This window comes from Pseudomonas fluorescens, assembly GCF_041354075.1.
In the GTDB taxonomy this organism is placed as follows: Bacteria; Pseudomonadota; Gammaproteobacteria; order Pseudomonadales; family Pseudomonadaceae; genus Aquipseudomonas; species Aquipseudomonas fluorescens_CE.
Map to the genome: position 1 here is coordinate 58,377 of NZ_JARZGC010000024.1, position 14,825 is coordinate 73,201.

Annotated in this window: 21 protein-coding genes; 11 read left to right on the forward strand and 10 right to left on the reverse strand. The window is 60.3% G+C overall.

All coding sequences use genetic code 11. From position 1 onward, the window contains the following. Positions 1-315 precede the first annotated feature (315 nt). The 5 genes from QIW53_RS23485 to QIW53_RS23505 are packed head-to-tail and all read left to right on the forward strand — an operon-like array spanning position 316 to position 4,076. Positions 316-723 (forward strand): FagA protein, encoded by a 408-nt coding sequence (locus QIW53_RS23485; protein WP_371051960.1) that lies wholly within the window; start codon positions 316-318, stop codon positions 721-723. Then, a complete protein-coding gene (locus QIW53_RS23490) occupies positions 704-2,080 on the forward strand; it encodes a class II fumarate hydratase (protein ID WP_371051961.1) in 1,377 nt (458 codons plus the stop codon). The genes QIW53_RS23485 and QIW53_RS23490 overlap by 20 nt, the downstream gene beginning before the upstream one ends. Before the next feature lie 27 nt (positions 2,081-2,107). Beyond that, positions 2,108-2,539, forward strand: a complete 432-nt coding sequence (locus QIW53_RS23495; RefSeq protein WP_371051962.1) for a hypothetical protein — start codon at positions 2,108-2,110, stop codon at positions 2,537-2,539. Position 2,540: 1 nt separating this feature from the next. Next, positions 2,541-3,152, forward strand: a complete 612-nt coding sequence (locus QIW53_RS23500) for a superoxide dismutase (RefSeq protein ID WP_371051963.1) — start codon at positions 2,541-2,543, stop codon at positions 3,150-3,152. A 30-nt stretch (positions 3,153-3,182) separates the two neighbouring features. Next, positions 3,183-4,076 carry a ZIP family metal transporter gene (locus QIW53_RS23505; protein WP_371051964.1) on the forward strand — a complete coding sequence of 298 codons (894 nt, stop codon included), beginning with the start codon at positions 3,183-3,185 and terminating at the stop codon, positions 4,074-4,076. 46 nt (positions 4,077-4,122) lie between these two features. Here the strand turns inward: QIW53_RS23505 and QIW53_RS23510 are convergent, their stop codons facing one another. The 10 genes from QIW53_RS23510 to QIW53_RS23555 all read right to left on the reverse strand — a co-directional run bounded on the left by QIW53_RS23510 (position 4,123) and on the right by QIW53_RS23555 (position 11,145). Next, entirely contained in the window at positions 4,123-4,395 is a 273-nt protein-coding gene (locus tag QIW53_RS23510) for an HPr family phosphocarrier protein (RefSeq protein ID WP_371051965.1), read from the reverse strand. Positions 4,396-4,410: 15 nt separating this feature from the next. Next, positions 4,411-5,268 carry an RNase adapter RapZ gene (gene rapZ, locus QIW53_RS23515; RefSeq protein ID WP_371051966.1) on the reverse strand — a complete coding sequence of 286 codons (858 nt, stop codon included), beginning with the start codon at positions 5,266-5,268 and terminating at the stop codon, positions 4,411-4,413. A gap of 2 nt (positions 5,269-5,270) precedes the next feature. Next, a complete protein-coding gene (gene ptsN / locus QIW53_RS23520) occupies positions 5,271-5,735 on the reverse strand; it encodes a PTS IIA-like nitrogen regulatory protein PtsN (protein ID WP_371051967.1) in 465 nt (154 codons plus the stop codon). A 12-nt stretch (positions 5,736-5,747) separates the two neighbouring features. Next, complete coding sequence (hpf, locus tag QIW53_RS23525; RefSeq protein ID WP_047537716.1) at positions 5,748-6,056, reverse strand: ribosome hibernation-promoting factor, HPF/YfiA family; 309 nt, start codon at positions 6,054-6,056, stop codon at positions 5,748-5,750. A 74-nt stretch (positions 6,057-6,130) separates the two neighbouring features. Continuing rightward, the gene (locus tag QIW53_RS23530; RefSeq protein WP_371051968.1) at positions 6,131-7,624 is read right to left on the reverse strand and encodes an RNA polymerase factor sigma-54; all 1,494 of its coding nucleotides are present in this window, start codon (positions 7,622-7,624) and stop codon (positions 6,131-6,133) included. A gap of 182 nt (positions 7,625-7,806) precedes the next feature. After that, entirely contained in the window at positions 7,807-8,532 is a 726-nt protein-coding gene (gene lptB, locus QIW53_RS23535; protein WP_192309675.1) for an LPS export ABC transporter ATP-binding protein, read from the reverse strand. Continuing rightward, on the reverse strand, positions 8,532-9,080 hold the full coding sequence (lptA, locus tag QIW53_RS23540) for a lipopolysaccharide transport periplasmic protein LptA (RefSeq protein ID WP_075947618.1): 549 nt from the start codon (positions 9,078-9,080) through the stop codon (positions 8,532-8,534). The genes lptB and lptA overlap by 1 nt, the downstream gene beginning before the upstream one ends. Next, entirely contained in the window at positions 9,067-9,639 is a 573-nt protein-coding gene (lptC, locus tag QIW53_RS23545) for an LPS export ABC transporter periplasmic protein LptC (protein WP_371051969.1), read from the reverse strand. The genes lptA and lptC overlap by 14 nt, the downstream gene beginning before the upstream one ends. A 7-nt stretch (positions 9,640-9,646) precedes the next feature. Continuing rightward, complete coding sequence (locus QIW53_RS23550; RefSeq protein WP_371051970.1) at positions 9,647-10,171, reverse strand: KdsC family phosphatase; 525 nt, start codon at positions 10,169-10,171, stop codon at positions 9,647-9,649. Next, positions 10,171-11,145: a KpsF/GutQ family sugar-phosphate isomerase gene (locus QIW53_RS23555; protein ID WP_371051971.1), complete on the reverse strand. Its 975-nt coding sequence runs from the start codon at positions 11,143-11,145 to the stop codon at positions 10,171-10,173. Before QIW53_RS23555 ends, QIW53_RS23550 begins: the two co-directional genes overlap by 1 nt. Positions 11,146-11,420: 275 nt before the next feature. Between QIW53_RS23555 and QIW53_RS23560 the strand changes: the two genes are divergently transcribed. From QIW53_RS23560 to QIW53_RS23585, 6 genes are all read left to right on the forward strand, one after another. Next, positions 11,421-12,230: an ATP-binding cassette domain-containing protein gene (locus QIW53_RS23560; RefSeq protein WP_371051972.1), complete on the forward strand. Its 810-nt coding sequence runs from the start codon at positions 11,421-11,423 to the stop codon at positions 12,228-12,230. Continuing rightward, positions 12,230-13,027 carry a lipid asymmetry maintenance ABC transporter permease subunit MlaE gene (gene mlaE, locus QIW53_RS23565; RefSeq protein WP_371051973.1) on the forward strand — a complete coding sequence of 266 codons (798 nt, stop codon included), beginning with the start codon at positions 12,230-12,232 and terminating at the stop codon, positions 13,025-13,027. The genes QIW53_RS23560 and mlaE overlap by 1 nt, the downstream gene beginning before the upstream one ends. Next, positions 13,027-13,494: an outer membrane lipid asymmetry maintenance protein MlaD gene (gene mlaD / locus QIW53_RS23570; RefSeq protein ID WP_007901560.1), complete on the forward strand. Its 468-nt coding sequence runs from the start codon at positions 13,027-13,029 to the stop codon at positions 13,492-13,494. Before mlaE ends, mlaD begins: the two co-directional genes overlap by 1 nt. An 11-nt stretch (positions 13,495-13,505) precedes the next feature. Next, entirely contained in the window at positions 13,506-14,147 is a 642-nt protein-coding gene (locus QIW53_RS23575) for an MlaC/ttg2D family ABC transporter substrate-binding protein (RefSeq protein WP_371051974.1), read from the forward strand. After that, the gene (locus QIW53_RS23580; RefSeq protein ID WP_192309710.1) at positions 14,144-14,449 is read left to right on the forward strand and encodes an STAS domain-containing protein; all 306 of its coding nucleotides are present in this window, start codon (positions 14,144-14,146) and stop codon (positions 14,447-14,449) included. The genes QIW53_RS23575 and QIW53_RS23580 overlap by 4 nt, the downstream gene beginning before the upstream one ends. Positions 14,450-14,562: 113 nt before the next feature. Then, on the forward strand, positions 14,563-14,814 hold the full coding sequence (locus QIW53_RS23585) for a BolA family protein (RefSeq protein WP_371051975.1): 252 nt from the start codon (positions 14,563-14,565) through the stop codon (positions 14,812-14,814). Positions 14,815-14,825 lie beyond the last annotated feature (11 nt).

The window sequence follows — 14,825 nt, forward strand, 5'->3', positions numbered from 1 at the left end:
CCCGGTTCGGGCCAAAAATTATCCCCCGGGGGGGGGTGCTTAGCTACGGTTGGCGGTTCGGGGTTAGATAAACGTTTGGTTTATTCAAAACGGCGCCCCCCCCAGGGGGGGGCCCGCCTTTTTTATCCTTACAACCTCCCCTCTGTAGGAGCGAGCTTGCTCGCGATGGCGGCAAGACAGTCGAAACACGAGTGCCTGATACACCGCTATCGCGAGCAAGCTCGCTCCTACAGTAGAAGACATAAACCTTGGCAGGCTTGTTTTGGTTCTCATTATCATATAATAATAAATCTCATTATCGAATGAGCCCGAGACATGAGTTCTGCCTTGCACGAGCAGCCGTACCTCGACAGCTGGCGCTGGATGAGTCGCCAGATCCGTTGCGCGCTGGACCCCGATGAGCCGCGCCTGATCGAACATTACCTGGCCGAAGGCCGGTACCTGGCGTGTTGCACGGCCACTTCACCCTGGACCATCGCCGAAACCACCTTCCGTTTGCTGCTCGACACCGCCGCCGATGTCGCGCTGCCGTGGCACTGGCGCACCTTCTGCCTGGACCAGGCCTGGCGCCCGTTGCGTGATCTCGAACGCCTGTCCCTGTGCAAGTGCCGCCTCAAGCGCTGGCAGAGCTACACCTGGCAACTGGCGACCTGCGAGCTGCAACCTTCGATCCCTCTTCTGGAACTGGTGCAAGGATTTACAGATGACCAAGACTCGTATTGAGCGCGACAGCATGGGCGAGCTTCAGGTGCCGGTGGATGCGCTCTACGGCGCACAGACCCAGCGTGCGGTGGACAACTTCCCGATCAGCGGCAAGCCGATGCCAGTGCAGTTCATCCGCGCCCTGATCCTGGCCAAGGCTGCAGCCGCCCGTGCCAACATCGAACTGGAACAGATCAGCGAAGCGCAGGGCAGCGCCATCGTCGAAGTCGCGCTGGAGTTGCTCAAGGGCGATTTCATGCAGCACTTCCCGGTGGATATCTTCCAGACCGGCTCCGGCACCAGTTCCAACATGAACGCGAACGAAGTGATCGCGACGCTCGCCAGCCGCCGACTCGGCGAGCCGGTGAACCCCAACGATCACGTCAATTGCGGCCAGAGCAGCAACGACATCATCCCGACCACCATCCATGTCAGCGCCGCGCTGGCGTTGCATGAGCAACTGCTGCCGGCGTTGACGCGTCTGGTCCAGGTGATCGAGCGCAAGGCTGAAGAGGTGCATCACCATGTCAAGACCGGTCGCACGCACCTGATGGATGCGATGCCGGTGCGCATGAGTCAGGTGCTCAACGGCTGGGCGCAACAGCTGAAGGCCAATATCGGTCACCTGCAAGGGTTGCTGCCGAGCCTGCAATCCCTGGCGCAAGGCGGTACCGCCGTGGGGACCGGGATCAACGCGCATCCGCAGTTCGCTGCGCGCTTCAGCGGGGAACTGACCCGCTTGACCCAGGTGCCGTTCCAGCCAGGGGCCAACCTTTTTGCCCTGATCGGCTCTCAGGACACGGCCGTGGCGCTCTCCGGGCAGTTGAAAACCACGGCGGTGTCGTTGATGAAAATCGCCAACGATTTGCGCTGGATGAATTCCGGCCCACTGGCCGGCCTGGGTGAAATCGAACTCGAAGCCTTGCAGCCGGGCTCCTCGATCATGCCAGGCAAGGTCAATCCGGTGATCCCGGAGGCAACCGCCATGGTCGCCGCCCAGGTCATTGGCAACGACACGGTGATCGCCATCGCCGGTCAGTCGGGCAATTTCGAATTGAACGTCATGCTGCCGATCATCGCCCAGAACCTGCTGAGCAGCATCGAGTTGCTGGCCAACGCCAGCCATCTGCTGGGTGAAAAGGCCATCGCCAGCTTCAAGGTCAACGAGTCCCGAATCAAGGAAGCGCTGTCGCGCAACCCGATTCTGGTGACGGCGCTCAATCCGATCATTGGTTACCAGAAAGCCGCGGAGATCGCCAAGAAGGCCTATCAACAGGGTCGACCGGTCATCGATGTAGCGCTGGAACACACCGACCTGTCACGTAGCCAGCTGGAAGAACTGCTCAACCCGGAAAAACTCACCGCAGGCGGCGTGTAATCACCGCAACCGCCCTGGAGGCTCACCATGGAACACTGGAAACGCACAATCGAAAGGGCAAACCGCTGTTTCATGCTGGGCGAATTGGTGGATGCCCGCGAGGCCTACCTGCAGGCGCTCGCTTTGGCCCAGGTGTTGTTCGAGCGCTGGCCCGATGCCGATGAAGCGGTGGCCGCCTGCGTGATTTCCCACCACAACCTCGCGGACCTGCATCTGCGTCTGAACCAGCCGGAGGAGAGCGCCGAATACCTGTGCGCCATCCACCAGCGCCTGCTCAAGACCATTCAGGATCAACGACTGGCGCCGGCGCTGCGCGAAGCGGCGTTGCGCCAGAGCAGCAAAACCTACGTCGAACTGCTGAATTTCATCAGCGAGCACGGCGAATATCCGCGTACCCATCATCTGCTGCACATCGATGTCGCATCGCCACCCGCGTCCCTACCTCATGGAGTCCATTGAAATGGCTTTTAGCTTGCCTGCCTTGCCGTATGCCTACGATGCCCTGGAACCGCATATCGATGCGCAAACCATGGAAATCCACTACACCAAACACCATCAGACCTACATCAACAACCTCAACGCCGCCGTCGAGGGCACCGAGTTCGCCGAGTGGCCGGTGGAAAAACTGGTGGCGGCCGTCCAGCAGTTGCCGGAAAAACTGCGCGGAGCGGTGATCAATCAGGGGGGCGGTCATGCCAACCACTCGTTGTTCTGGGAGGTCATGGTGCCCAACGGTGGCGGTGAGCCGGACGGCGCGCTGGCCAAGGCCATCGATGAGCAACTGGGCGGTCTCGAGCGTTTCAAGGAGGCCTTCACCAAGGCTGCGCTGACCCGCTTCGGCAGCGGCTGGGCCTGGTTGAGCGTAACCCCGCAAAAGACCCTGGTCGTTGAAAGCAGTGGCAACCAGGACAGTCCGCTGATGAATGGCAACACGCCAATCCTCGGTCTGGATGTCTGGGAGCACGCTTATTACCTGCAATACCAGAATCGCCGCCCGGAATACATCAATGCTTTCTACAATGTCATCAACTGGCCTGAAGTTGCTGCGCGCTATCAGGCTGCACTGGTTTAAGGCTTTTATAAAAATAATCCAGGGCTGACTATGGGCACTGAAACACTGGCGATCGGAAGTGGACGAATGTTTCGTTACGCGTTGGGGTCGCTGTTACTGCTGGCGGGAATGAGCTTGCTGGTTGCCCAGGGTCTGGCGTGGTTGGGTCTTGAACCGAAACTGCTGCGTGCGTTGCAGGGCGGTGCACTTTGCGCGCTGGGTACGGCACTGGGGGCGGTTCCGGTGCTGGTGATTCGTCGGATGCCGCAGGCGGTCAGCGATACGCTGCTCGGCTTCGGCGCCGGCGTGATGCTCGCGGCGACAGCGTTTTCGCTGATCGTTCCCGGTATTTCGGCGGCAGAAAACCTTGGAATGACGCCTTGGGCCGCCAGCGGCCTGATCAGTTTCGGCATCATGCTGGGGGCGTTCGGCCTGTTTCTGGTCGATCGCAAAGTGTCCGGCGCCTCGCCGGAAATGCTCGTTGGCACACCCGAGCGGCCGGTTATACCGCCGCGCATCTGGTTGTTCGTGTTCGCCATCATCGCCCACAACATTCCCGAAGGCATGGCCGTCGGCGTTTCGGCGGGTGGCGGCATGCCCGACGCCGATAGCCTGGCCATGGGCATCGCCCTGCAGGATGTGCCGGAAGGTCTGGTGATTGCCCTGGTGCTGGCCGGCGCGGGCATGACGCGGATCAAGGCGTTCCTGATCGGTGCTGCCTCTGGGCTGGTCGAGCCGATCTTTGCGCTGTTGTGTGCCTGGCTGGTCAGCCTGGCCGAGCTGCTCTTGCCGTTGGGGCTGGCGCTGGCGGCGGGGGCGATGTTGCTGGTGGTCACCCATGAGGTGATTCCCGAGTCGCGCCGCCATGGTCACGACAAGCTGGCCAGCCTCGGGCTGCTGATCGGCTTTTGCCTGATGATGGTGATGGACACGGCGTTGGCGTGACACGGGCTTTGTAGTCGTCGGCTCTGCGGCGACTACAGGACGCTCTTCATTCGCCTTCGTCGAAATAGTTGTTGATCAACGCCACCAGCGCATCCAGCGCTTCCTGTTCCTGCTCGCCTTCCGTGCTCAAATGAATCCGGGTGCCCTTGCCGGCAGCGAGCATCATCATGGCCATGATGCTCTTGCCGTCGACCATCGAGGTCGGCGTGCGTCCGGCCCTGATCTGGCAGGGGAATTGACCGGCGACGCCAACGAACTTGGCGGAGGCACGGGCATGCAGACCCAGCTTGTTGATGATTTCGATTTCCAGAGCAGGCATCGCGATGTGAATCCTTTAGCTGAGGTCGCGGTGGCGGACCTGGACGTTCTTCAGGGATTGTTGCAGGACCTGGCCCAGACGTTCGGTCAGGTAGACGGAGCGGTGATGCCCGCCCGTACAGCCAATGGCAATGGTCACGTACGCGCGGTTGCTGGCGGCAAAGCGCGGCAGCCATTTGAGCAGGTACGTGGAAATGTCCTGGAACATCTCCTCGACGTCCGGCTGTGCCGCCAGGTACTCGGCAACCGGTTGATCAAGCCCGGACTGTTCGCGCAGTTCCGGCTTCCAGTAAGGGTTCGGCAGGCAACGCACATCGAACACCAGGTCGGCATCCACCGGCATGCCGCGCTTGAAGCCAAAGGACTCCACCAGGAACGCCGTTCCGGGTTCCGGCTGGTTCAGCAGACGCAGCTTGATGGTATCGCGCAACTGATACAGGTTCAGATTGGTGGTGTTGACCTTGAGGTCGGCGAGGTCGGCAATCGGCCCCAGCAGGCTGGCCTCATCCTCGATCGCCTCGGCCAGGGAGCGGTTGGCGCTGCTCAGCGGGTGACGACGACGGGTTTCCGAGAAGCGCTTGAGCAAAGTCTCTTCATCGGCATCCAGGTACAGGACATCGCACTGGATATGCCGGCTGCGGACTTCCTCGAGCAGTTCGGGAAAGCGGCTGAGATGGCTCGGCAGGTTACGCGCGTCGATGGAGACGGCGACCAGCGGTTGTGTCAGCTCGGTATGGATCAGCGCGCGCTCGGCCAGTTCCGGCAACAACCCTGCGGGAAGGTTGTCGATGCAGTAGTAACCGTTGTCCTCGAGCACGTCGAGCGCGGTGCTTTTACCTGAGCCGGAACGGCCACTGACGATGATCAAACGCATGATTAGTGCCCGTTCTGCTCGTCCAGGACGACCTGATACAAGGCTTCATTGCTCGAAGCGCTGCGCAGGCGATCACGCACTTCCTTGCGATCGAGCATGCTGGCGATCTGGCGGAGCAATTCAAGGTGCGCATCGGTGGCGGCTTCCGGGACCAGCAGCACGAACAGCAGGTCAACCGGCGCGCCGTCGATGGCGTCAAAATCGATGGGTGCATCCAGGTGCATCAAGGCACTGACGGGCGAGGTGCAGCCTTTGAGCCGACAGTGAGGAATGGCGATGCCGTTGCCAAAACCGGTCGAGCCGAGTTTTTCACGGGCTATCAGGGCCTCGAAAACATCTTGCATCTCCAGATCGGGGACTTCCCGTGCGATCAGGTTGGCAATTTGCTCAAGGGCTTTCTTTTTACTGCCTCCCGGCACGTTCACGAGGGAACGGCCGGGGGTCAGGATGCTTTCAAGTCGGATCATGGGTTGGGAGTGTTAACGACCGGTCGCGCCCTGAAGGAGGCTCTGGGTCTTTTCCTTATGCTTTTTGAGTTGTTTATCCAGCTTGTCGGTCAAGGCGTCGATCGCCGCGTACATGTCGGTATGTTCCGCGTTGGCGACCACTTCATTGCCGGGAATATGCAGCGTGGCTTCGATTTTCTGCTTCAGCTTCTCGACCGTCATCGTGACCTGCACGTTGGTGATCTTGTCGAAATGCCGCTCCAGTCGTTGGAGTTTTTCGCCGATGTAGGTGCGAAGAGGTTCGGTCACTTCCAGTTGGTGTCCACTGATATTGACTTGCATACAGCTTCTCCTTCGTTGCCAGTGCATAAAGCGGTAGACCCGATGATCTACCACTGGAACGCTGTGGCGTGGCCCTACATCAACCGCTTGCGTTCGCTCGAAGGCGCGATCCCGAGGGATTCGCGGTACTTGGCGACGGTGCGGCGAGCCACCTGAATGCCTTGTGCCTCCAGTAAACCAGCGATCTTGCTGTCACTCAACGGCTTTTTCTGATTTTCGGCCGCAACCAGTTTCTTGATGATTGCGCGAATCGCCGTGGACGAGCATTCGCCGCCTTCGGAGGTGCTGACATGGCTGGAGAAAAAGTATTTCAGCTCATAAATACCGCGAGGGGTATGCATGAATTTCTGTGTGGTCACCCGGGAAATCGTCGATTCGTGCATGCCCACCGCTTCGGCGATGTCGTGCAGGACCAGCGGCTTCATGGCTTCATCGCCGTATTCCAGAAAACCGCGCTGATGCTCGACGATCTGGGTGGCCACTTTCATCAGGGTTTCATTGCGGCTTTGCAGGCTCTTGATGAACCAGCGCGCCTCCTGCAACTGATTGCGCATGAAGGTGTTGTCGGCGCTGGTGTCGGCGCGACGCACGAAACCGGCATATTGGGCGTTGACCCGCAGCCTTGGCACCGATTCCTGATTCAGCTCCACCAGCCAGCGCTCGTTGTCCTTGCGCACGATCACGTCGGGAACGACGTATTCGGCTTCGGTGGACTCGATCTGCGAGCCGGGGCGCGGGTTAAGGCTCTGTACCAGTTCGATCACCTGGCGCAGCTCGTCTTCCTTGAGCTTCATGCGGCGCATCAACTGGCTGTAGTCGCGACTGCCGAGCAGGTCGATGTAGTCGCTGACCAGACGCTTGGCTTCGGTCAGCCAGGGCGTCTTGGCGGGCAGTTGGCGCAATTGCAGCAGCAGGCATTCGCCGAGATTGCGGGCGGCAATGCCGGCCGGCTCGAATTGCTGGATGCGGTGCAGGACGGCTTCGATCTCGTCCAGTTCGATGTCCAGTTCCGGATCGAAGGCCTCGAGGATTTCTTCGAGGGTCTCGTCCAGGTAGCCCTGGTTGTTGATGCAGTCGATCAGGGTGACGGCGATCAGGCGGTCGGTGTCGGACATCGGCGCCAGGTTCAGTTGCCACAACAGGTGGCTTTGCAGGCTTTCACCGGCAGAGGTGCGGGTGGTGAAATCCCACTCGTCGTCATCGTTGCTTGGCAGGCTGCTGGCGCTGGTCTGGTAAACGTCTTCCCAGGCGGTGTCGACCGGCAGTTCATTGGGGATGCGCTCGTTCCAGTCGCCTTCCTCGAGGTTGTCGACCGTCGGCGCGCTTTCCTGGTAGGAGGGTTCCTGAATTTCGGTATTGGGCTTCTGTTCGACGTTGTCGGCCATGGGGTCGGAGTTGTCGAAGTCTTCACCTTCCTCCTGACGTTCGAGCATCGGATTGGACTCCAGGGCCTCCTGGATTTCCTGTTGCAGGTCCAGGGTCGACAATTGGAGCAGGCGGATGGCCTGTTGCAGCTGCGGTGTCATCGTCAGCTGCTGGCCCATTCTCAAGACTAGCGATGGTTTCATGGCAGGGGCTTAACACCTTATTCCGGCGCGCATGCGCCATCCACTACAGGGCGCCGAAGCGCCAAACATAAGCAAATTATATGCCTGAAACTACATCGTTTGCCTAGAGCGCTGTAACAATAAAAAAGCCTTGATTTTTCATCGCTACGAGCGCTCGGCCGCCCAGCCTGGCGCTTCGGCGCTTACAGGCGGAACTCATGGCCCAGGTAAACTTCCTTGACCAGGTCGTTGGCCAGGATGGTGGCGGAGTCACCTTCGGCGATCAGTTGCCCATCGTTGACGATATAGGCAGTTTCGCAGATGTCCAGGGTTTCGCGGACGTTGTGGTCCGTGATCAGCACGCCGATGCCCTTGGCCTTGAGGTGGTGAATGATCTGCTTGATGTCGCCGACGGAAATCGGGTCCACACCGGCGAACGGTTCATCGAGGAGGATGAATTTCGGGCTGGTGGCCAGTGCGCGGGCGATTTCCACGCGGCGGCGTTCACCACCGGACAGGCTCATGCCGAGGTTGTCGCGGATGTGGCTGATGTGGAATTCCTGCAGCAGGCTTTCCAGTTCCTTGCGACGGCCGGCCTTGTCGAGTTCCTTGCGGGTCTCGAGGATCGCCATGATGTTGTCGGCAACGGAGAGCTTGCGGAAGATCGAGGCTTCCTGCGGCAGGTAGCCGATACCGGCCTTCGCACGACCGTGCATCGGCTGGTGGCTGACGTCCAGGTCGTCGATCAGGACGCGGCCCTGATCGGCCTGGACCAGGCCGACGATCATGTAGAAACAGGTGGTCTTGCCGGCGCCGTTGGGGCCGAGCAGGCCGACGATCTGACCGCTGTCGATGGACAGGCTGACGTCACGCACGACCTGGCGGCTCTTGTAGCTCTTGGCCAGATGCTGAGCTTTCAGAGTTGCCATTACTGGGCCTTTTGCTCGTCGGTTTTCTTTTTCGGCTGGATCACCATGTCGATTCGCGGACGCGATTCGGTCACGTTGGTGCCTGTGGCGCGGCCGGCGCTGGCGAGCTTCTTGTTGGTGTCATAGACGATTTTCTCGCCCTGGGTCACGTTGCCGTCCTTGTCGATCACCTTCGCGCGATCGATCAGCACCACGCGGTCTTGCGTGGCGTGGTACTGGATGGTGACGCCGTAGCCCTGCACCGGCTTGGTGTCGCCCGCCGTTTGCAGTTGCTCGAAGTAGGCCAGGTTGCCCACCGAGGTCACCACGTCGATGTCGCCGTTCGGGGCGCGGGTCATGGTCACCTTGTTGCCGGTGACCTTCATCGAACCCTGGGTGATGATGACGTCGCCGGTGTAGGTGGCCACGCCATTCTTGTCGTCCAGCTGGGCGTCGTCGGCCTGAATGCGGATAGGCTGCTGCTGATCGGTCGGCAGAGCCCAGGCGCTCACGCTTCCCAGTGCTGCGCCCAGACCGAGCAAAATAGGGAGAGTTTTAACGAGCCTCATACTGTCCTCTTACGTTCGATAGCAGGTGTATCCTGCTGTCCTTCAGATACGCTTTCATGCCTACGCCAGTCGATACGCCGCCGGCGCCGTCGATTCTAACGGGTTGCTGGGTCTGCGCATATTGCTGCTGTGGGAACACGGTCATGCGGGTGGAAGTGATCAGGGTGTCGCGTTTCTTTTCGTCGGTGCGCTTGACGCGCACGTTGTCGATCAGTTCGACCTCGGTGCCGCCGGGATTCACTTCACCACGGTCGCTGGTCACATGCCACGGGAAGTCGGTGCCCCGGTACATGTTCAGGTCCGGTTTGGTGACCAGCGTAATGTCGGTGGCTTTCACGTGCTCGGCCTTGTCGGACGTCATTTCGTACTGCACGCGACCGTCTTCGAGGTATTGCAAGGTGTGAGTATTGGTCGCGTACCAGTCGATGGGGCTGTCCTGAGTCTTGGCCGCCGGCTTGTCGAGGAAGCGTTCCGGGCTGATGTTCCAGTAGCCGACCGCAGCGAAGATCGCTGCGATGCAACCGAACACCAGGACGTTGCGAATTTTCTTGCTCAGCATAGTTGGCTCACAGGTACGCGGCGTTGGCCGCATCGAGGCGGCCCTGGGCACGCAGGATCAGTTCGCAGAATTCGCGGGCGGCACCCTCGCCGCCACGGGCCTGGGTGACACCGTAAGCGTGTTCACGGACAAAACTGGCGGCATTGGCCACCGCGATGCCCAGGCCAACCCGGCGAATCACCGGCAGGTCAGGCAGGTCGTCACCGAGGTAGGCGACGTTTTCGTAGCTCAGGCCCAGTTCGGCCAGCAGCCCGTCCAGCACCACCAGCTTGTCTTCGCGACCCTGGAAAACGTGGGGGATGCCCAGGTTCATCGCCCGGCGTTCAACCGCCGGGGATTTGCGACCGCTGATAATGGCCGTCTGCACCCCGGCCGCCATGAGCATCTTGATGCCCTGGCCGTCGAGTGTGCTGAAGGCCTTGAATTCGCTGCCGTCTTCATGGAAGTACAGGCGACCGTCGGTCAACACGCCGTCGACATCGAATACCGCCAGTTTGATCTGTTTGCCGCGTTGCAGCAGGTCCGCACTCATTACATTACTCCTGCACGCAGCAAGTCGTGCATGTTCAGGGCGCCGACCGGACGATCGTTGCCGTCGACCACGACCAGTGCGCTGATTTTATGGTCTTCCATGATTTTCAGGGCCTCGGCGGCGAGCATTTCGGCGCGGGCGGTCTTGCCGTGGGCGGTCATGACCTGATCGATCGTGGCGCTGTGGATGTCGATGCTGCGGTCCAGGGTGCGGCGCAGGTCGCCGTCGGTGAAGATCCCGGCCAGCTTGCCGTCGGCTTCCAGGATGACCGTCATGCCCAGGCCCTTGCGGGTCATTTCCATCAGCGCGTCCTTGAGCAGCGTGCCGCGCTGGACTTGCGGCAACTCCTGCCCGGCGTGCATGACGTCTTCGACTTTCAGCAGCAGGCGTCGGCCGAGTGCACCGCCCGGGTGGGAAAAGGCGAAATCTTCGGCGGTGAAGCCGCGGGCCTCGAGCAGCGCCACCGCCAGGGCGTCGCCCATGATCAGGGCGGCGGTGGTCGAGGACGTCGGCGCGAGGTTGAGCGGGCAGGCTTCGTGCTCGACGTGCACGTTGAGGTTGACCTCGGCCGCCTTGGCCAGCGGTGACTCGGGATTGCCGGTCATGCTGATCAACTGGATGCCCAGGCGCTTGATCAATGGCAGCAGGGTGACGATTTCATTGGTGGAGCCGGAGTTCGACAAGGCCAGAATGATGTCGTCCCGGGTGATCATGCCCATGTCGCCGTGGCTGGCTTCGGCCGGGTGGACAAAAAACGCCGTGGTGCCGGTGCTGGCCAGGGTCGCGGCAATCTTGTTGCCGATGTGCCCGGACTTGCCCATGCCGACCACGACCACCCGGCCCTTGCTGGCCAGAATCATCTCGCAAGCGCGTACGAAATCCGCATCGATACGGGGCAGCAAGCCTTGTACGGCTTCCAGTTCGAGGCGGATGGTGCGTTGTGCCGATTGGACCAGCTCGCTTGATTGGCTCATGTCAGAAATCGTTTAGCCTGATGAAAAGGCGGCGATTATAGCGGTAATGATCGAAACCCTCACGCAAGTTCGTCACGCTTTGTCATTCCTTGTTACTGAATGCGTGTAATTGACGTCATTTTTTCATCATCCGGTGGGGCAGGGCCGGGTTGGCGCTTGGGGGCCCAGCCTTTGCAGTGATATAGTTCGCCGCCAGTTCGGCCCGCCCGGGGAGGTATGTGCTTTCGTCAGAAAGACAGGCGTCCGAGTGAGAGGCTGCATCGCAAGGAGTTTAGATGAGTGCCGATAACGCCTACGCGGTCGAGCTGAAGGGAGTGTCCTTCAAGCGCGGTGCGCGCAGCATTTTCAATAACGTCGATATCCGTATTCCGCGCGGCAAGGTCACCGGCATCATGGGGCCTTCCGGCTGTGGCAAGACCACACTGTTGCGTTTGATGGGCGCCCAGTTGCGTCCGAGCAAGGGCGAAGTCTGGGTCAACGGTCAGAACCTGCCGAAGTTGTCGCGCAGCGATCTGTTCGATGCACGCAAGCACATGGGTGTGCTGTTCCAGAGTGGCGCGCTGTTCACCGATCTCGACGTGTTCGAGAACGTCGCCTTTCCGCTGCGGGTTCACACCGAGCTTCCGGAAGATATGATCCGGGACATCGTGCTGCTCAAGTTGCAGGCGGTCGGGCTGCGTGGCGCCATCGACCTGATGCCCGAGGAGCTGTCCGGCGGCATGAAGCGCCGGGTCGCGCTCGCCCGCGCGATTGCCCTGGACCCGCAGATTCTCATGTATGACGAACCTTTCGTCGGCCAGGACCCTATCGCCATGGGCGTACTGGTGCGCCTGATCCGTCTGCTCAACGACGCCCTGGGCATCACCAGCATCGTGGTTTCCCACGATCTGGCCGAGACCGCGAGCATTGCCGACTACATCTATGTGGTTGGCGAGGGCCAGGTCCTGGGGCAGGGCACGCCTGAAGAGTTGATGAACTCCCAGGAGCCACGGATTCGCCAATTCATGACCGGCGAACCCGACGGCCCGGTCGCATACCACTTTCCAGCGACGGATTACCGCGCAGATCTTCTGGGGAAGCGTTGATGCGCAAGACTTCACTCCTTGAACGCATACGTCGTTTCGGTCACGCCGGCATCGACGTGCTGGCCGCGTTCGGTCGTTCTACCATCTTTCTGTTTCACGCCTTGCTCGGGCGCGGTGGCATTGGCGGCGGCTTCGGCCTGCTGGTCAGGCAGCTGCATTCGGTGGGCGTGATGTCCCTGGTGATCATCGTGGTCTCCGGGGTGTTCATCGGCATGGTGCTGGCGCTGCAGGGCTTCAATATCCTGTCCAGCTACGGTTCGGAGCAGGCGGTCGGGCAAATGGTGGCCCTGACCTTGCTGCGCGAACTGGGCCCCGTGGTCACCGCCTTGCTGTTCGCCGGCCGCGCCGGTTCGGCCCTGACGGCGGAAATCGGCAACATGAAATCCACCGAGCAGTTGTCCAGTCTGGAAATGATTGGCGTCGACCCGCTCAAGTACATCATTGCCCCGCGCCTGTGGGCCGGCTTCATTTCCCTGCCGGTGCTGGCGATGATTTTCAGCGTCGTGGGCATCTGGGGCGGTTCGTGGGTAGCCGTTGACTGGCTGGGTGTGTATGAAGGTTCCTACTGGTCCAACATGCAAAACAGCGTGACGTTCACTGACGATGTGCTCAACGGCATCATCAAAAGTCTCGTCTTTGCCTTTGTCGTGACCTGGATCGCCGTATTCCAAGGCTATGACTGCGAGCCCACATCCGAGGGGATCAGTCGTGCCACTACCAAGACCGTGGTGTACGCCTCGTTGGCTGTACTCGGCCTGGACTTTATTTTGACCGCCTTGATGTTTGGAGATTTCTGATGCAAAACCGCACCCTGGAAATCGGTGTCGGCCTTTTTCTGCTGGCTGGCATCCTGGCTTTGTTGCTGCTGGCGTTGCGGGTCAGTGGCCTGTCCCCGAGCGCAACCACCGAAACGTATAAACTTTATGCCTATTTCGACAATATCGCCGGTTTGACGGTCAGAGCTAAAGTGACCATGGCCGGTGTGACCATCGGCAAGGTCACGGCGATCGATCTGGACCGCGACAGCTTCACCGGCCGGGTGACGATGCAGTTGGAAAAACGGGTGGATAACCTGCCGACTGACTCCACTGCATCTATTCTGACGGCGGGTCTGCTGGGTGAGAAATACATCGGCATCAGCGTGGGTGGCGAAGAAACCCTGCTCAAGGAGGGTGGGACCATCCACGATACCCAGTCATCGCTGGTGCTCGAGGACCTGATCGGTAAATTCCTGCTCAATACCGTTAGCAAAGACGCCAAATGAGGAGCATTTGAATGATTTCTACCTTACGACGCGGCCTGTTGGTATTACTCGCGGCCATGCCGCTGATGGCTCACGCCGTGGCGGCGCCTTCTGCGCATGACCTGGTCGAGGACACCACGAACCGGTTGCTCCAGGACCTGTCGGCCAACAAGGAGAAATACAAGCAGGACCCGAACGACTTCTATGCAGCGTTGAACACCATCGTCGGTCCTGTGGTGGATGCCGAAGGCATTTCCAAGAGCATCATGACGGTCAAGTACTCGCGCAAGGCCACGCCGGCGCAGATGAAGACCTTCGAGGAAAACTTCAAGCGCGGCCTGTTCCAGTTCTATGGCAATGCGCTGCTCGAGTACAACAACCAGGGGATCGTCGTCGATCCGCCCAAGGATGAGTCCGGCGACCGCACCAGCGTCGGCATGACCGTCAAGGGCAACAACGGCGCGATCTATCCGGTGTCGTACACCCTGGAGAAGATCAACGGCGAGTGGAAGCTGCGCAACGTGATCATCAACGGCATCAACATTGGCAAGCTGTTCCGCGATCAATTCGCCGATGCGATGCAGCGCAATGGCAACGACCTGGACAAGACCATCAATGGTTGGGCCGGTGAAGTCGCCAAGGCCAAGGAAGCCAGCGAGAAGTCGCCACAATGAGTGTATCGGCCATCCGCATGACCGAATCCGGCGAGCTGATGCTCAGCGGCATGCTGGACTACATGACCGGCCCGGGCCTGCGCAAGCAGGGCCAGGCGCTGATCAAGGCGAGCAAGGCCAGCGCGTTGGTGGTGGATTGCTCGGCGGTGTTGAAGTCCAGCAGCGTCGGCTTGTCGCTGTTGCTGTGTTTCATGCGTGATGCCCAGCAGGCCGGCAAGTCGCTGAGCATCCGTGCAATGCCCGAAGACATGCGTGAAATCGCTCAGGTCAGCGAGCTGACCGAGCTGTTGGCGCATCCCTAACCGCATCGGCAGGGAAGCCCCCCGTCAGAGTCCTGCTTCGCGGGGTTCGCAGGCGCGGGGCTTTTTTGTATGATGTCCGACCCGCGCGCACAGGGCGCCGATTGAGGTTGAGCATGCAGGCCACCGAAGTAAAGAGCTTCCTTGAAGGAAAGCTGTCCGAATCTCTTTCACACGTGCAGGTGGAAGTTGAAGGCGAAGGCTGCAATTTCCAGCTGAACGTGATCAGCGATGAACTGGCGGCGTTGAGCCCGGTGAAGCGTCAGCAGCAGGTCTATGCCCATTTGAACCCATGGATCACCGATGGCAGCATCCATGCGGTCACTATGAAATTTTTCAGCAGCACGGCCTGGGCCGAGCGCACCTGAGCCCAAGGGCG

Coding starts and splice junctions, on each gene's coding strand:
- QIW53_RS23485 (WP_371051960.1), top strand. CDS start 316: ATGAGTTCTGCCTTGCACGAGCAGCCGTACCTCGACAGCTGGCGCTGG.
- QIW53_RS23490 (WP_371051961.1), top strand. CDS start 704: ATGACCAAGACTCGTATTGAGCGCGACAGCATGGGCGAGCTTCAGGTG.
- QIW53_RS23495 (WP_371051962.1), top strand. CDS start 2,108: ATGGAACACTGGAAACGCACAATCGAAAGGGCAAACCGCTGTTTCATG.
- QIW53_RS23500 (WP_371051963.1), top strand. CDS start 2,541: ATGGCTTTTAGCTTGCCTGCCTTGCCGTATGCCTACGATGCCCTGGAA.
- QIW53_RS23505 (WP_371051964.1), top strand. CDS start 3,183: ATGGGCACTGAAACACTGGCGATCGGAAGTGGACGAATGTTTCGTTAC.
- QIW53_RS23510 (WP_371051965.1), bottom strand. CDS start 4,395: ATGCCTGCTCTGGAAATCGAAATCATCAACAAGCTGGGTCTGCATGCC.
- rapZ (WP_371051966.1), bottom strand. CDS start 5,268: ATGCGTTTGATCATCGTCAGTGGCCGTTCCGGCTCAGGTAAAAGCACC.
- ptsN (WP_371051967.1), bottom strand. CDS start 5,735: ATGATCCGACTTGAAAGCATCCTGACCCCCGGCCGTTCCCTCGTGAAC.
- hpf (WP_047537716.1), bottom strand. CDS start 6,056: ATGCAAGTCAATATCAGTGGACACCAACTGGAAGTGACCGAACCTCTT.
- QIW53_RS23530 (WP_371051968.1), bottom strand. CDS start 7,624: ATGAAACCATCGCTAGTCTTGAGAATGGGCCAGCAGCTGACGATGACA.
- lptB (WP_192309675.1), bottom strand. CDS start 8,532: ATGGCAACTCTGAAAGCTCAGCATCTGGCCAAGAGCTACAAGAGCCGC.
- lptA (WP_075947618.1), bottom strand. CDS start 9,080: ATGAGGCTCGTTAAAACTCTCCCTATTTTGCTCGGTCTGGGCGCAGCA.
- lptC (WP_371051969.1), bottom strand. CDS start 9,639: ATGCTGAGCAAGAAAATTCGCAACGTCCTGGTGTTCGGTTGCATCGCA.
- QIW53_RS23550 (WP_371051970.1), bottom strand. CDS start 10,171: ATGAGTGCGGACCTGCTGCAACGCGGCAAACAGATCAAACTGGCGGTA.
- QIW53_RS23555 (WP_371051971.1), bottom strand. CDS start 11,145: ATGAGCCAATCAAGCGAGCTGGTCCAATCGGCACAACGCACCATCCGC.
- QIW53_RS23560 (WP_371051972.1), top strand. CDS start 11,421: ATGAGTGCCGATAACGCCTACGCGGTCGAGCTGAAGGGAGTGTCCTTC.
- mlaE (WP_371051973.1), top strand. CDS start 12,230: ATGCGCAAGACTTCACTCCTTGAACGCATACGTCGTTTCGGTCACGCC.
- mlaD (WP_007901560.1), top strand. CDS start 13,027: ATGCAAAACCGCACCCTGGAAATCGGTGTCGGCCTTTTTCTGCTGGCT.
- QIW53_RS23575 (WP_371051974.1), top strand. CDS start 13,506: ATGATTTCTACCTTACGACGCGGCCTGTTGGTATTACTCGCGGCCATG.
- QIW53_RS23580 (WP_192309710.1), top strand. CDS start 14,144: ATGAGTGTATCGGCCATCCGCATGACCGAATCCGGCGAGCTGATGCTC.
- QIW53_RS23585 (WP_371051975.1), top strand. CDS start 14,563: ATGCAGGCCACCGAAGTAAAGAGCTTCCTTGAAGGAAAGCTGTCCGAA.